This window comes from Micromonospora sp. NPDC048898 (genome assembly GCF_043198035.1).
In the GTDB taxonomy this organism is placed as follows: domain Bacteria; phylum Actinomycetota; class Actinomycetes; order Mycobacteriales; family Micromonosporaceae; genus Micromonospora.
The window spans coordinates 239,355-254,542 of the sequence record NZ_JBICUF010000002.1 but is presented as its reverse complement, the minus strand read 5'-3'; the positions used below and the strand labels follow the sequence as shown (position 1 = coordinate 254,542).

Below are 15,188 nucleotides of genomic sequence, written 5' to 3'. Positions count from 1 at the left end.
CCCGCTCAGCCGGCGGGTAGAGCGGCGAGCTGCCTGGCGCGACGGCCCGCGATGGCCACGACGACCGCCAGGGACAGTGCGATCAGGAAGAAGACGTCCGCGCCGGTGAAGGCCGCGTGGAAGCCGGCGGTCGGGTCGGCCGTCGCACTGGCACGGGTGTACGCGATGGTCAGGATCGCGATGCCGAGCGAGCCGCCGAGTTGGTGGGCGACGTTGACCAGCCCGGACGCGGCGCCGGCGTCCTTCGGTTCGACACCGGCGACGCCGCCCTGGGTCATCAGGATGATCGCTATGCCCTGGCCGATTCCGATCACCAGCAGCGGCAGCAGCACGTCCGGGAAGTAGCTGGAGTCGGTCGAGATCCGGGACAGCCACGCCATGCCGACCAGCGCGATGGCGAGGGACGCCACCAGCAGGATGGGCCGGCCGAGCCGGTTCTGCAGGGGCCGGATGACGTAGACCATGGCGAAGAACATGCCGGTGATGGGCACGTAGGCGAAGCCGGTCTGCAGGGCGCTGAGGTGCAGCACCTCCTGGAGATACTGGCTGAGGAAGTAGAAGGTGGAGAAGGTCGCGCCGACGATGAGGATCCGTCCGGCGTACGCGCCGGAGCGCTCCATGCTGCGGAAGAGCCGCAGCGGGGTGATGGGTTGCGGCGCCCGGTGCTCGATCAGGACGAAGGCGATCAGGAGGACGGCGCCGAGGCCCAGCGAGACCACGGTGGTGGGCGCACTCCAACCGGCTGCGGCGGCCTGGATGAAGCCGTACACGAGGGCGGTCATGCCGGCGGTGGAGGCCAGCGCGCCGCCGAGGTCGAAGGTGCCCCGGCGGCGTTCGGTCTCGACCAGGAACCGCGGGGCGAGCAGCGTGATGGCGATGCCGATCGGGACGTTGACGAGCATCCCCCAGCGCCAGGACAGCAGGTCGGTGAAGACTCCACCGATCACGATCCCGACGCTGCCGCCGGCGCCGATGACCGCGCTGTAGAGGGCGATCACCTTGGCCCGGGCCCCCGGCTCGGGGTGGTCGGCGACCAGCAGGGCGAGCGTGGAGGGCACCGCGAGCGCGGCGGCGAGCCCCTGCGCGACGCGGGCGGTGATCAACCAGCCGCCGTTCTGCGCGAGACCGGCGGCGAGGGACGCCACGGTGAACAGGACGATCCCCATGACGAAGACGCGGCGGCGGCCGAGGAGGTCGCCGGCCCGGGCGCCGAGCAGGAGCAGACCGCCGAAGGCCAGGACGTAGGCGTTCTGCACCCAGGAGAGCCCGGACTGGGTGAAACCGAACTGGCGCTGCACGTGCGGCAGCGCGGTCGTGATGATCGAGGTGTCGAGCGTCATCATCAGCTGTGAGCCGAGGATGAGCGACAGGGCGATCCCGCGGCGGGAGGCGGGAGTCGGGGACATGGTCTGCCTTCTTTCGGGCTAGACTGATAGGCAGCCTCCGGATAAGTGGAGGCGACTTATCACTATAGTGATAGGCGGCCTCCGTTTGCTAACGCTGGGAGACATCGGCACCGTGACGGCCCTCACCCACCTGCGCGTGGCCCGCCCGCACCGGGCGGACGCGGCGCGCAACTACGACGCGATCCTCGCGGCGGCCCGTGTCGCCTTCGCTGAGCAGGGCGCGGACGCTGCCCTCGAGGAGATCGCCCGGCGCGCGGGCGTGGGCATCGCGACGCTCTACCGCAACTTCCCGACCCGCGAGGTGCTGATCGAGAACGTCTACGTCAGCGAGGTCGAGGCGGTGTGCGAGGCGGCCGAGGACGTCGGCTCCCTGCCCCCCCGGGCTGCCCTGGACGCGTGGCTGCGGCGCTTCGTGGAGTACATCGGAGCGAAGCAGCCCCTGGCCGCCGGCCTCAACCGGGAGTCCGCCGCGTACCAGGAGTGTCGGCGGGCGCTCTATGCGGCGGGCGGGCCGCTGCTGGAGCGCGCGCAGCGGGCGCGGGAGGTGCGCGCCGACGTGACGATCGACGACGTGATGCGGCTCGCCAGCGCCATCGCCTCCGGGCACTTCCCCCGCGCCGAGCAGCGCGACCATGTCCTCACGGTCGCCCTGGACGGGTTGGGCGCGGAGCCGGAGTGAGTGCAGTCATCGTCCACGCGTCGATGTCCGAAGTGGAACAGATGCGGACCGTGTTCGGGGGATCACGATGGACTTGGGGGCTTGACTCTTCTGAAACATGCCGCCACGATCTGACAACGTTGTCAGCGACCAACATGTGACAACGTTGTCACGTCTGGAGGCACGATGTCCGAGCAACCGCCCCTCTCGCGGCGTACCTTCCTCTCCGCCGGAGCCACGCTGCTGGCCTCCGTCGGGGTGAGCGCCGCCCTACCGGACGCCGTCGCGGCCGCCGCTCCGGCGACGCCGGCTGCCCCGCCGCCGCCCACCGACCTCGCCCGGTACCGCCCTGTCGCGGTCTCCTCCACCGACTACGCGCCGACGCCCGGCACCTTCGCCGTGGATGGTCTGCCGCAGGTCGGAGTCCGGGGCAGTGGTTGGCGGGCCGCCGCCGGCGATCCGCAGTGGATCTCGGTGGACCTGCAGGCCCCGTGCCGGATCGAGGCCGTCACCCTGGTCTTCGAGGCCACGCTGACCGACGGACCGTTCGACGGTAACTACACCGACACCGACGGCGACGAGATCCTCTCCAGCGCCGCGACGGCGTACCGGATCGAGGTCTCGACCGACGGCCGCGCCTGGCGGTCGGTGTACGAGACCGCCGAGGGTCAGGGCGGCGTGCAGGCCATCACGCTGCCGGAGCCGGTCACCGCGCGATGGATCCGGATGACGGCCACCAAGCGCGCGAACAGCAACCCGGTGGGACTCAACGGCTTCCAGGTGTACGGCGTACCCCTGACGGGCCGGCCGAAGGCCGAGGGCTGGACCAGTTGGGAGGGCGGCAACACCGGCCCCACCCCGGAGCTGCGGGTCGCCGCCGACGGCACGGTGCCCCTGGAGTCGGGCTGGTCGCTGACGATTGACGACTTCGCGGGCACCGCCAACGGCGCCGAACTCTCCCGTCCCGGCGTCGACGTGCGGTCCTGGCTGCCGGCGACGGTGCCCGGCACCGTGCTGGGCACCCTGGTCGAGCAGGGCCACCTGCCCGACCCCGTCGCCGGCTTCAACAACATGCGCATCCCGGAGGCGCTGTCGCGGCACACCTGGTGGTATCGGCGCGCGCTGCGGTTGCCGCGCGACCTGGACACCTCGGCCGGTCGACGGATCTGGCTGGAGTTCGACGGGATCAACCACGAGGCCACGGCCTGGGTCAACGGCGTGCAGGTCGGCGGGGTCAAGCACCCGTTCGCGCGGGCGGCCTTCGACATCACCGACGCGCTGGCCGGTCACCGGGGCGAGCACGTCCTCGCCGTGCGGGTCACCCCGATGCCGCACCCGGGCACCCCCGGCGACAAGGGCACCGACGGTCGCACCTTCCTCCAGTCGGCTCACCACTACCTCGACGCCCCGACCTACCTGGCGGTGTCCGGGTGGGACTGGATGCCCGCCGTCCGCGACCGGGTCAGCGGCCTCTGGGACCACGTCCGCCTGCGCAGCACCGGCGCCGTCGTGATCGGTGATCCGCACGTGCAGACCACGCTGCCCGACCTGCCGGCCACCGACACCGCCGAGGTCACCATCCGGGTGCCGATCCGCAACGCGACGGCCACCGCCACCACCGTCACGGTGCGCGCGGAGTTCCAGAAGGTACGCGTCGAGTCCACGCTCACCGTCCCCGCCGGCGGCAGCACCACCGTCACCTTCACGCCGGAGCGCTTCGGCGCGCTGCGCCTGCGCAAGCCCCGACTGTGGTGGCCCAACGGCTACGGCGAGCCGCACCTGTACGACCTCACGCTCACCGCCACCGTCAGGCGCGCGGTCAGCGACCGGCGACAGCTCCGCTTCGGCATCCGGGAGTTCGCCTACGACTGGCACCAGCCGATCGTGATCTCGCCGCCCGGCAAGCCCGCGCTGGAGTTCGTCGACGGCGCGGCCACCCAGACTGTCACGTTCGACCGGCAGCACGCCCGGCACCTGCGCATCCAGGCCGGTCAGCGCGCCACCGGTTGGGGCATCTCGATGTTCGCGCTGTCGGTGGCCGATGGCACCGGCCCGGATCTGGCCCTGCGCCGCGACGCCACCGCGTCGTCGTCGGAGAGCGACACCAACGGGCCCGACCGGGCCGTGGACGGCGACCCGGCGACCCGCTGGGCCTCGCGGGCCGAGGACAACCAGTGGATCCAGGTCGACCTCGGGTCGGCCGTCGACTTCGACCGGGTCACCATCGTGTGGGAGCAGGCGTACGCGCTGGACTTCCGCGTCCAGGTCTCCGCCGACGGCGACGCCTGGAGTGACGTGACGTCGGTCAGCAACGACACCCCGCTGGGCAGCCGCGCCACCCAGGTCGAGACGTTCGCCAGTCAGACCGCCCAGCACCTGCGCATCCAGACCGGCGCGCGGGTGACCTCGTGGGGGGTGTCCATGTGGGCGCTGTCGGTGCAGCGGCAGGCCGAGCCGGACGTCGACCTGGCCCTGCGCAGGACCGCCACCGCCTCGTCGTCCGACAGTGACTCGAACGGCCCCGACCGGGCCGTCGACGGCAACCCCCGGACCCGGTGGTCGTCGACGTTCGAGGACAACCAGTGGATCCAGGTGGACCTCGGCAAGCCGGTCGACTTCGACCAGGTCACCATCGTCTGGGAGCAGGCGTACGCCCGCGACTTCGTCATCCAGGTCTCGACCGACGGGCAGCGGTGGACCGACGTGAAGTCGGTGAGCAACGCCGTCACCCAGCTCAAGCTCAGCGTGAACGGTGTGCCGGTGTTCGCGCGGGGCGGCAACTGGGGCTGGGACGAACTGCTGCGCCGGGTGCTGCCCGACCGGCTGGCCGACACGGTCGAGATGCACCGCGACATGAACTTCACGATGATCCGCAACTGGCTGGGCAGCAGCAACCGCGAGGAGCTGTACCAGGCCTGCGACGAGCAGGGCATCCTGGTCTGGAACGACTTCTGGCAGGCCGGCGCGTTCCTGCCCAACCCGCCCGGTTACGTGGACATCGCCGCCGACACGATCCGGCGATTCCGCCACCACCCCAGCATCGTGGTGTGGTGCGGCGCCAACGAGGGTGACCCGCCGCCGATCGTGGACGCCGGGCTGAAGCAGGCCGCCGCCACCGAGCACCCGGAGATCCTCTACATCCCCAACTCCGCCGGCGGCATCGTCAGCGGCCACGGCCCGTACCACTGGGTCGAGCCGGCGACGTACAACAACCGGAACACGTACGACACCGGGGCGTTCGGTTTCCACACCGAGATCGGCATGCCGGTGGTGTCGGTGGCCGAGAGCATGCGCAAGCTCGTCGGTGACGCGCCGGAGTGGCCGCCCGGTGAGGTGTGGAACTACCACGACTGGTCGACGATCGGGAACCAGCGCGTCGGCACGTACCAGGCCGCGATCGACGCGCGGCTGGGAGAGTCCGGGTCGCTCGACGAGTTCGCCGCGCGGGCGCAGTTCGTCAACTACGAGAGCCACCGCGCCATGTTCGAGGCGTGGAACGCCAACCTGTGGCAGGACGCCACCGGGCTGCTGCTGTGGATGTCGCACCCGGCGTGGCACAGCACGGTCTGGCAGACCTACGACTACGACCTCGACGTCAACGGCGCCTACTACGGCGCCCGGAAGGGGTGCGAGCCCCTGCACGTGCAGGCCGACCCGGGCACCTGGCAGGTGCGGGTGGTCAACCACACGGCCGCGGCGCTCACCGGTGTCACCGTCACCGCCCGCCGCTACGACCTGAGCGGCCGGTCGCTGGGCACGCCCCAGCGTCAGCGGGTGGACGTCGCCCGTTCGGCCACCACGCCGGTCTTCGCGCTCGCCGCGCCGGACGCGGGCGGGCTGCACCTGGTCCGGCTGGAGCTGCGGGACAGCCGCGACCGGCTGCTCACCGAGAACACCTACTGGCGGTACGACAAGGCCGAGCAGATGCGGGCGCTCAACGACCTGCCGAGCACCCGACTGTCGACGTCGTCGAGCACCGTACGCGTCGTGGACGGCCGGAACACCGTCACCACGACGGTCCGCAACCAGGGCCGGGCGGTCGCCGCACTGGTCCGGTTGGCCGTCCGCGACAAGCGCGGTGACCGGGTTCTCCCGGCCCGCTACGACGACAACTACTTCTGGCTGCTGCCGGGGGAGACCCGCCAGGTGGGGATCTCCTGGCCCGCGCGGCCGGGCCTGGCCCGCCAGGTCACGGTGACCGCGCAGGCGTACAACTCCTAGGAGTACGCGGGGGAGGCGGCGCGGTATGGCCCGCTTCCCCCGCGACCACCCGATGCGGGCGTCTCGGGCCGTTACCGCACCTGCGCCACGGTGACGACCCATGCTGGACGCGGGGACCGGAGCCGCAGCGGGGAGAGCGCGGGAGTCGGCGGCCCGCGCGCAGGGGTCCGAGCCCGGGGGGACTGATCATGTCCGAGGCCAGCCGCGCCGACGGCGCAGTGGCGCGGTCCGCGTCCGGCGCGGTGCGGGTCGCGTTCGCCTTCTGGATCACGCTCGTGGGCACCACCGTGCCGACCCCGCTCTATCCGCTCTACGAGATGGAGTTCGGCTTCTCGTCGTTGACCGTGACAGTGGTCTACGCGCTGTACGCGCTGGGCGTGGTCGTCGGGTTGCTGGTCTTCGGTCGGCTCTCCGACCAGATCGGCCGCCGCCCGGTCATCCTCGTCGCGCTGCTGCTCTCCGTCGCCGCGGACGCGGTCTTCCTGGCTGCCGTGGACCTGGCGATGATCATCGTGGGTCGGATCCTCGCCGGCTTCTCCGCCGCGCTGATCATCGGTGCGGCGACCGCGGCGTTGGCAGAGTTGATCAGCCCACGGCATCCGAAACGTGCCGCCACCGTGTCGATCTTCGCGAACCTGGGCGGCCTCGCCACCGGCACCCTGCTGTCCGGGATCGTGTCGGACGTGGCACCCGACCCGCTCCGGCTGCCCTGGCTGATCGTGCTGGTCCTGGCGGTGGCCGCGATCATCGCCCTGCGCGGCGTACCGGAGACGGTGCGGGAGCGCTCGCCGGTGACGCTGCGGGTGCAACGGTTGCGCATCCCGGCGAACATCCGTGGCACCTTCGTCCGCTCGGCGATCACCGCTGGTGCCGGCTTCGCCGCGCTCGGCGTACTCACGTCGGTGACCGGGCTGTTCCTCGGCGTGGTCCTGCACGAGACCTCGCACACCCTGGCCGCGCTCGTGGTCTTCGTGGCGTTCGCCGGCGCCGCGTTCGGTCAGCTGCTGACCCGTGTCCTGTCCTCGCGCGCCGCGCTGGCCAGCGCCTGCGTCGGTCTGATCGTGGGGGCGGGTCTGCTCGCGTTCAGCATGTGGATGGCCCTGCTGGCGACGCTGCTGGTCAGCGCGGCGATCACCGGGGTGGCGTCCGGGGTGGCGGTCGGCGACGGCATCGCGACGATCACGATGAAGACCGAACCGCAGCAACGGGCCGAGGCGGTGTCCACCTTCTTCGCCATCCTGTTCGCCATGCTCGGCGTGCCGGCCGTCGCGGTCGGTCTGCTGATCCAGGGCACCGGTCTGCGTCCGGCCGGCGAGATCTTCAGCGCGGTGGTGGCGGTGCTCGCCCTGGTCGTCCTGCTCAGTCTCGTCCGGGGCGGCCGGGCCCGGCCCGCGCACTGAGCAGCGGCCGGTGTGCGCGCGGGCAGACCCGGAGGTCTTGCGTCCGCACCGCGGCTGCCATTGAGGTGTCCTCATGACGTTCACCACCCGACCCACGCTGCGGGGCACCTTCGGCATGGTCTCCTCCACGCACTGGCTCGCCAGCCAGTCGGCGATGGGCATCCTGGAACGCGGCGGCAACGCCTTCGACGCGGCGGTCGCCGCCGGGTTCGTCCTGCACGTGGTCGAACCGCACCTCAACGGACCGGGCGGCGAGGTGCCGGCCATCGTGGCCACCGCGCGGGACCCCAGGCCGAAGGTGCTGTGCGGGCAGGGTCCCGCGCCGGCCGGTGCCACGATCGCGCACTTCCGGTCCCTCGGGATGGACCTCGTCCCGGGCGCCGGGCCGCTCGCGGCGGCCGTACCCGGCGCCGTGGACGCCTGGCTCCTGCTGCTGCGCGAACATGGCACACGCACCCTCGCCGAGGTGCTGGACCCGGCCATCGGCTACGCCGCCGCCGGACACCCGCTGGTGGGTCAGGCCGGCGCCACCGTGGCGGCCGTCCGGTCACTGTTCGAGGAGCACTGGCCGACCTCCGCCGCGCTCTGGCTGCGCGGCGGCCGGCCACCGGTGGCGGGGGAGATGGTCGCCAACCCGGCGTACGCGGACACCCTGCGCCGGCTGGTCGAGGCGGGACAGGCGGCCGGCGCGGACCGGGAGGCGCAGATCGAGGCCGCGCGCCGGGCCTGGAGCACGGGTTTCGTGGCCGAGGCGATCGACGCGTTCAGCCGGCGGCCGTTCCAGGACTCCAGTGGACGGCCGCACGCCGGGCTGGTCACCGGTGACGACCTGGCCGCGTACTCGGCGACCTGGGAGGCGCCCGTCACCCTCGACTGGCACGGCTACTCGGTGGCGAAGACCGGCTTCTGGGGCCAGGGTCCGGTGTTGCTGGAGACGCTGGCCACCCTGGACGCGCTCGACGATCCCGGTGCCTACGACCCGGCGACCGCGGCGGGAGTGCACGCCCAGGTCGAGGCGCTCAAGCTCGCCTTCGCCGACCGGGAGGCGTGGTACGGCGACGGCGCCGAGGTGCCCGGCACCGCGCTGCTCTCCCGGGAGTACGCGCGCGAGCGGGCGGCCCTGATCGGTGATCGCGCGTCGGCGGAGTTGCGGCCGGGGCGACCTGGCGGCTCGCGGCCACGCCTGCCGGCCCACGTCCGACCCGACACCGTACGGCGGGCACACGCGACGGACCCGACGACCGGGGAGCCGACCGTGCGCTCGGACGGGGTGACCCGTGGCGACACCTGCCACGTGGACGTCGTCGACCGCTGGGGCAACATGATCTCCGCGACCCCCAGTGGGGGCTGGTTGCAGAGTTCGCCGACCATTCCGGAACTCGGCTTCCCGCTGGGCAGCCGGTTGCAGATGTGCTGGCTGGAGGAGGGGTTCGCGTCCTCGTTGACGCCGGGCCGTCGACCGCGTACGACGTTGAGCCCGACGATGGTGCACCGCGACGGCGAACCGGTGCTGGCCTGCGGGACCCCCGGCGGTGACCAGCAGGACCAGTGGCAGTTGCCGTTCCTGCTGCGGCATCTCCTCGCTGGCCAACCGCTCCAGGAGGCGATCGACGCGCCGGCGTGGCACACGCTGAGCCTGCCGGAGTCGTTCTATCCACGCGCGATGGAGCCCGGCGTCCTGGTGGTGGAGGACCGGCTCGACGAGGGCGTGCGGGCGGCCCTGCGGGCGTACGGGCACGAGGTGCGGGTCACCGACGGATGGAGCCTGGGCCGGCTGTGCGCGGTGACCCGTGATCCGTCGACGGGCGTGCTGGCCGCCGGTGCCAACCCCCGAGGCATGCAGGGCTACGCGTGCGGCCGTTAGGGCGGGCCGTCAGACGCCGCGCGCGAACAGGGCGAGGCGTACCCGGTTGGGGCTGTCGGTCTTGGTCATCAGGCTGGTGATGTGGGTCTTCACCGTGGTGACACCGATGTGCAACCGGTCGCCGATCTCGGTGTTGGACAGGCCCTCGGCGACCAGGTCCAGCACGTCCCGTTCGCGGGCGGTCAGACCCTGCACCAGTCGTGGAGTCTCGGGTCGGGCGTGCACCGCGCGCTGGACGAGACGCCGCAGCACCTCCGGGCTGAACGGGCTGTCACCGACGGCGGCCCGGCGGATGCCGTCGAGCAGCTCGACCGGCGGCGCGTCCTTGAGGAGGAACCCGCAGGCTCCGGCGGTCAGGGCGGGGTAGAGGTGGTCGTCGTCGCCGAACGTGGTCAGCACCAGGATGCGGGTGCTGGGGCGGTCGGCGAGGATCCGGCTGGTCGCGGTGATCCCGTCGACACCGGGCATGCGCAGGTCCATGACGACGACGTCGGGCAGGAGCCGCCCGGCCAGCGGGATCGCCTCGCGGCCGTTGTCGGCCTCGCCGACGACCTCGATGTCGGGTTGGGCGTCGCAGAGCATGCGCAACCCGGCTCGGATGAGGTGCTGGTCGTCGACCAGCAACACCCGGATCACGCCGGCTCCGGCGCGGGCGAACCGGCGGGGGCCGTGCGGTCGCGGGGCACCGAGCGGGCGGGCGGCTCGGCGGGGGCCGGGAGCACGGTGCGCACCCGCCACCCCGTCGGTGTCGGGCCGGCCTCCAGTCGACCGCCGAGGACCTCGACGCGCTCGCGCATCCCGGTGATGCCGTGCCCGCCACCGGTCGGCGCGCCCACCGACGCCCCACCGTGTCCTTTGTCGGCCACCTCCCAGTGCACGGCATCGTCGCGGACCGTGACCACGAGGTGGGCGAACGCGGACGTCCCCGCGTGTTTGGCCACGTTCGTCAGCGCCTCCTGGGTCAGTCGCAGCACCGCCATGCCGCGGACCGCGTCGAGCGAGCCGATCGCCGGATCGAGGTCGGCCTCCACTGTGACACCAGCCTGGCGGGCCCGGTCGATGGACGCGCCGATCGCCGCCGGCAGCGCCGAGGGGTCGATCGCGGTCAGCGCCGCGTCACCGCGTACCCCGTCGGGGTCGCGCAGCACCGCGACCAGCCGGCGCAGCTCCGCCAGGGCCGCGGTGCCGGTGCCGTGCACGTCGTCGAACACCGCGCCCACCCGGGGGTCCAGGTCGGTGAGCACGTGCCGGGCCACGCCGACCCGCAGGACCATCGACGCCACGTGGTGCGCGACGACGTCGTGCAGCTCGCGGGCGATGGCGGCGCGTTCGTCGGCGCGGGCCGCACGGGTCTCCGACGCGTGCTGGCGCTGCTCGGCCACCGCCCGCTCGACGGCCTGTCGACTCAACTGGCGGTTGGTGCGGATGACGAGGCCGAGCAGCACCGGCACGCCGACCTCCAGGGCCAGGCCGACCACACCGGAGCCGAGTTGGCTGAGCGTGTCGCCGATCGAGTCGATCAGGTTGACCACCACCAGCAGCGCGCTGGACAGCCAGATGACCCGGGGGCGATGTGCCCGCATGGTGACCTCGAGCAGCGCCCAACTGGCACCGACCTGGTTGATCGTGAAGTCCTCGACGAGGCCGAGCGCGACCGCCAGCAGGGCGGTCTGGATCACCAGGTTGACCACCGGTCGACGGTGTGCCGCCAGCGCCACCGCGAACGCGACCACCGCGAGGATCCACTGTGTCGTGCTGGTGGTGTGGCGGTGGGGGACGAGGAGCAGGAAACCGAGCCCGCTGAGGTCGAGCAGCACCATCCGCACGAGCGTGTCCCGCATGTCGAACAGTCGCCCCGGCCATCCCACGGTGGTCAGCCTAGGTGCTGCGCGCCGGTGGCGGCAGCCGCCGGCCGCCGCCACCGGGGCCGGACCGCGAGGTACGCGGCCAGGCCCAGCGGTCCGAGCAGGATGGTCAGCAGCAGCACCGGAGCCATCACCAGCGCCGGCACCCCCCGTTCCCTGCTGTCCAACCACGCCCAGCGGCCGACGAACAGGTCGAAGGCGATCATGTGCGCCCAGCCCGCCGCCGCCCCGGTCGAGGTGCCGAGCAGGTCACGCACCCCGTCCAGGGTCGGTGACCGCACGGCCGTCAGCACGTCGCCGATCGCCGGGATCACCAGCAGGGCGTAGATCACCACGACCGGCAGCACGATCAGCGGCGAGGCGATGATCCGGGCGGTCCACGTCCAGCGCGGCAGCAGGATCATCAGCGCCCAGAACGGCGCGGCCACCGCGAACGTCAGGGAGAACAGCGTCTGGGTCACGCGGCCAACGCCAGTTCCGGGCGGCGTCGGCGGGCCAGCACCAGCCCGGTGGCGGCCGCCGTCGCGACCAGCAGGGCCGCGGCCGCGGCCAGCGTGCCGGCGTCCGGGCGCAGCAGCGGCTGTCCGCGCAGCGCCTGCCAGGTCAACAACACGATGAGTACGCCGTACGCGCTGCCCGCGACGACCAGCAGGCGGACGCGGGTACGCGCGTCCAGCCGGGTGGCGAACCGGGTCAGCAGGATCGCCAGGATCGGCAGCGCCTGGAGGGCGTGCAGCCCCACGAAGTGCCCGATCCGCAGGTCACCGCCGGTGGTGCTCCAGCCGACGATCGGCAACCCCGGCCCGCCGTCGGGCACGCCGACGCTGTGCGCCCCGCTGATCCCCTCGATCCCCGGGTCCTGCGTCGGCAGCACCATCGGCACCGCCGCGAGCATGCCCAGCAGGGACAGGCCGAGGCCCCACCCGACGGCGGTCGCGGCGACCCGGTCGGGGATCCGCTGGATCAGGACCACGATCCCGATGACGAGGTGCGCGACGAACAGAATCAGGATCGCCAGGCCGGTCAACGCGGTCAACAGGGTGTTCAGGGGGGTGGAGATGTTGTAGTGGCTGGTCTCCCCGCGGAGCATCTGACCGACGATCCACGCGTTCTCGACGACCGCCACCGCGACGATGATAACGGCCGCCCTCTCGACGGCCCGGCTGCGGCGGGGCAGCAGGGAGAGCATCCAGGCGAGCGTCGCGCCGTACAGCACGAAGGACACCCCGAACTTGAACGGCTTGAGCCAGATCGGCGCCCCGGTGAGGACGCGCGAGTCGGCGAAGACGCCAACCGCGGCGATGACGGTGAGCACCGCCATCACGGAGACCAGGACCATCAGTGGGCGGTTCCAGTGCGTCGCCCGACGCAGCACGGTAGTCATGCCTGTAGATGCTCGTGGCCGGTCCCGTCGAAAGCGTCCGACCGCGAGCCCCGGTTGCGGCCGGCGGTCGGAGCGGGCCTCCTCCCCGGGTAGGAGATGAAAGCCGTCGAAGTGCGTCGCTGGCGCTGGCACAATTGCCTGCCTGCCGAGCGGACGGGGAGCGACAGGTGCCGACCAATGCGGACCGCATCCAACCGAACGAGACAGTGGTGCCGCTGCTGCACTGCGCGGCGCCGGAGGAGACTGTGGCGTTCTGGCGGGCCCTCGGGTTCGAGGTGGCCTTCGAGCAGCTCAAACCGTACCTGTACCTGGCCTTCACCTGGAGTGGGTTGCAGCTGCACTACGGCCCGGCGCCCAAGGACCTGGACCCGGCGAAGGAGACCTCCGGTGGCTGCCTGGTGATGGTCGACGAGGTGGCGGCGTACCACGCGGCGTTCACCGAGGCGATGCGCCGCAGCTACGGCAGGGCGCTGGTCAAGGGCCTGCCCCGGGTGACCCGCTACCGCACCGGAGCGTCGCGGTTCAGCATCGTCGACCCGTCGGGCAACACCATCGTCTTCATCCAGCGGGACGAGCCGAAAGACCTGGAGTACGGCGGGTCGACGGATTTGCAGGGCCTGACGCGGGTGCTCGACAACGCGCGGATCCTGCGCGAGTTCAAGATGGACGATCGGGCGGCCTACCGGGCGCTCGACTCGGGAATGCGCCGCCGCGCCGAGGGCGCTCCGGCCGTCGAGCAGGCGATGGCGTTGGCCGGCCTGATCGAGTTGTCGGTCGCGCTGGACAAGGCCGACCGGGTGCCCGAGTGGGGAGCCCGCCTCCGGGCGTTGTCCCTGACACCAGCCCAGCGGACGCAGGTGGAGCAGTACGTCGCCGACCCGGCCCTGCTCACGCCGTGGATGCCGCCGCAGCGGTGAGCACACCGAACCGCCTATCGCACGGAACGGCACGAAATTACCGCTTTAGGGTAAGGATGCACATCACGACTACATCCTCCGATAGCTTTCGAAGCAGAGGAAAACTCGTATTCCTCCCTTCGCGTGCGTAAAGGAGTCAGTAATGAAGCGCAGCGTTGCGCTCGCGGCAGCCCTCCTGGCGGGTCTGACCAGCGTCGGTTCGGCCCCCGGAACGGCTCTCGCCGACGGTGGTGGCCCCGGATACCACGACGACCGCAAGGGGGGTGAAAACCACCACGGCGACGAGGGCGCGGTCTTCGTCCAGACGAACAAGGCCGAAGGCAACACCATCAAGGTGTACGACCGCGACGAGGACGGCCGTCTCACCAAGGCGGGTGAGTACGAGACCGGCGGGCTGGGCGGCTTCACCATCGGCGCGCCGCTGGACGCGCTGGCCTCGCAGGGTTCCCTGATCTACCACAAGGGGCTGCTCTTCGCGGTCAACGCCGGCAGCAACACCGTGACCGTCTTCGGTGTCGAGGGCACCAAGCTGCACAAGCTCCAGGTCATCTGGTCCGGTGGCCTGCTGCCGGTCAGCATCGCGGCCCGGGGCGACCTCGTCTACGTCCTCAACGCCGGTGGCGAAGGCTCGGTGCAGGGCTTCGAGCTGCGCAAGGGACACCTGTCGCGGATCGAGGACGCCAACCGCTCGCTCGGGCTGCACAACGGCAACCCGCCCGCGTTCGGCACCGCCCCGGCCCAGGTCAAGATCGACCCGGACAGCGAGTTCGTCCTGGTGTCGACCAAGGGCGCCAACGTGATGTTCAGCTACGAGATCGGTCGCGACGGCGAGCTGGCCCGCAACCCCGTCATCAGCGACGCGGGAAACACCCCGTTCGGCTTCACCTTCGACAGCGAGGACTCGCTGCTGGTCACCGAGTCGGGTGCGAACGCGGTCAGCCGGTTCGAGTTGGAAGACGACGGCACGCTCGACCAGGTCGGGCCGTCGGTGCCCAACGGTCAGCAGGCGTCGTGCTGGATCCAGCGCGTCGGTGACTACTTCTTCGTCGCCAACGCGGGCAGCTCCACCATCAGCTCCTACCGCGTCGACGACGACGGCAAGCTCGAAATCGTCAAGAACGTCGCCGCCGACACCAACGGCGGGTCGATCGACATGACCACCGAAGACGGCTTCCTGTACGTGCAGAACGCCACCGCCGGCAACGTGCAGGGCTACGAGGTGAACGAGGACGGTTCGCTGAGGCTCGTCACCACCGTGGAGGGCCTGCCGAAGTTCGAGAACGGCATCGGCATGGAAGGCATCGCCGCCTCCTGAGACGCGTCACCCGCTGGTCCCGGTCGCTCGCCGACCGGGACCAGCTTTCGGCGTGTCACGAGGCGTGACGATTGGGCGGACCGCCCCGGGGCACGTCCCTCCGCAGCACCCTGCGAGGTCGTGTTCAGAATGAACCGATCGGTCATATCTCCCGTGAT

General features: G+C 71.6%; 11 protein-coding genes. 6 read left to right on the top strand and 5 right to left on the bottom strand.

The window, feature by feature from the left end; all coding sequences use genetic code 11:
* Window positions 1-5: 5 nt before the first annotated feature.
* Window positions 6-1,406, bottom strand: a complete 1,401-nt coding sequence (locus ACGFIQ_RS07995; RefSeq protein WP_393240981.1) for an MFS transporter — start codon at window positions 1,404-1,406, stop codon at window positions 6-8.
* 112 nt (window positions 1,407-1,518) lie between these two features.
* On the opposite strand from ACGFIQ_RS07995, the gene ACGFIQ_RS07990 reads away from it, so the two are divergent.
* From ACGFIQ_RS07990 to ACGFIQ_RS07975, 4 genes are all read left to right on the top strand, one after another.
* Window positions 1,519-2,085, top strand: coding sequence for a TetR/AcrR family transcriptional regulator (locus ACGFIQ_RS07990; protein ID WP_393240978.1), 567 nt, complete (start codon window positions 1,519-1,521; stop codon window positions 2,083-2,085).
* 165 nt (window positions 2,086-2,250) lie between these two features.
* Window positions 2,251-6,285: a discoidin domain-containing protein gene (locus tag ACGFIQ_RS07985; protein WP_393240975.1), complete on the top strand. Its 4,035-nt coding sequence runs from the start codon at window positions 2,251-2,253 to the stop codon at window positions 6,283-6,285.
* 188 nt (window positions 6,286-6,473) lie between these two features.
* The gene (locus ACGFIQ_RS07980) at window positions 6,474-7,685 is read left to right on the top strand and encodes an MFS transporter (RefSeq protein WP_393240971.1); all 1,212 of its coding nucleotides are present in this window, start codon (window positions 6,474-6,476) and stop codon (window positions 7,683-7,685) included.
* A gap of 73 nt (window positions 7,686-7,758) precedes the next feature.
* On the top strand, window positions 7,759-9,549 hold the full coding sequence (locus ACGFIQ_RS07975; protein WP_393240968.1) for a gamma-glutamyltransferase family protein: 1,791 nt from the start codon (window positions 7,759-7,761) through the stop codon (window positions 9,547-9,549).
* Between the two features lie 9 nt (window positions 9,550-9,558).
* On the opposite strand, the gene ACGFIQ_RS07970 is transcribed toward ACGFIQ_RS07975, so the two are convergent.
* Genes ACGFIQ_RS07970 through ACGFIQ_RS07955 form a run of 4 tightly spaced genes read right to left on the bottom strand, consistent with a single transcriptional unit; the run spans window position 9,559 to window position 12,798 of the window.
* Window positions 9,559-10,185: a response regulator gene (locus tag ACGFIQ_RS07970; protein ID WP_393240965.1), complete on the bottom strand. Its 627-nt coding sequence runs from the start codon at window positions 10,183-10,185 to the stop codon at window positions 9,559-9,561.
* Window positions 10,182-11,417, bottom strand: coding sequence for a sensor histidine kinase (locus ACGFIQ_RS07965; protein WP_393240962.1), 1,236 nt, complete (start codon window positions 11,415-11,417; stop codon window positions 10,182-10,184). Before ACGFIQ_RS07965 ends, ACGFIQ_RS07970 begins: the two co-directional genes overlap by 4 nt.
* Window positions 11,418-11,422: 5 nt before the next feature.
* Complete coding sequence (locus tag ACGFIQ_RS07960; RefSeq protein ID WP_393240959.1) at window positions 11,423-11,875, bottom strand: ABA4-like family protein; 453 nt, start codon at window positions 11,873-11,875, stop codon at window positions 11,423-11,425.
* The gene (locus ACGFIQ_RS07955) at window positions 11,872-12,798 is read right to left on the bottom strand and encodes a hypothetical protein (RefSeq protein WP_393240956.1); all 927 of its coding nucleotides are present in this window, start codon (window positions 12,796-12,798) and stop codon (window positions 11,872-11,874) included. The genes ACGFIQ_RS07960 and ACGFIQ_RS07955 overlap by 4 nt, the downstream gene beginning before the upstream one ends.
* Window positions 12,799-12,965: 167 nt before the next feature.
* Here ACGFIQ_RS07955 and ACGFIQ_RS07950 point away from each other — a divergent pair, with 167 nt between their 5' ends.
* Window positions 12,966-13,715 carry a glyoxalase gene (locus tag ACGFIQ_RS07950; RefSeq protein ID WP_393240953.1) on the top strand — a complete coding sequence of 250 codons (750 nt, stop codon included), beginning with the start codon at window positions 12,966-12,968 and terminating at the stop codon, window positions 13,713-13,715.
* Between the two features lie 142 nt (window positions 13,716-13,857).
* A complete protein-coding gene (locus ACGFIQ_RS07945; RefSeq protein WP_393240950.1) occupies window positions 13,858-15,030 on the top strand; it encodes a lactonase family protein in 1,173 nt (390 codons plus the stop codon).
* Window positions 15,031-15,188: the final 158 nt, after the last annotated feature.

Excerpts from the sequence above, each read along its gene's own strand:
- ACGFIQ_RS07995 (WP_393240981.1), bottom strand. The coding sequence starts at position 1,406 with ATGTCCCCGACTCCCGCCTCCCGCCGCGGGATCGCCCTGTCGCTCATC.
- ACGFIQ_RS07985 (WP_393240975.1), top strand. The coding sequence starts at position 2,251 with ATGTCCGAGCAACCGCCCCTCTCGCGGCGTACCTTCCTCTCCGCCGGA.
- ACGFIQ_RS07980 (WP_393240971.1), top strand. The coding sequence starts at position 6,474 with ATGTCCGAGGCCAGCCGCGCCGACGGCGCAGTGGCGCGGTCCGCGTCC.
- ACGFIQ_RS07975 (WP_393240968.1), top strand. The coding sequence starts at position 7,759 with ATGACGTTCACCACCCGACCCACGCTGCGGGGCACCTTCGGCATGGTC.
- ACGFIQ_RS07955 (WP_393240956.1), bottom strand. The coding sequence starts at position 12,798 with ATGACTACCGTGCTGCGTCGGGCGACGCACTGGAACCGCCCACTGATG.
- ACGFIQ_RS07945 (WP_393240950.1), top strand. The coding sequence starts at position 13,858 with ATGAAGCGCAGCGTTGCGCTCGCGGCAGCCCTCCTGGCGGGTCTGACC.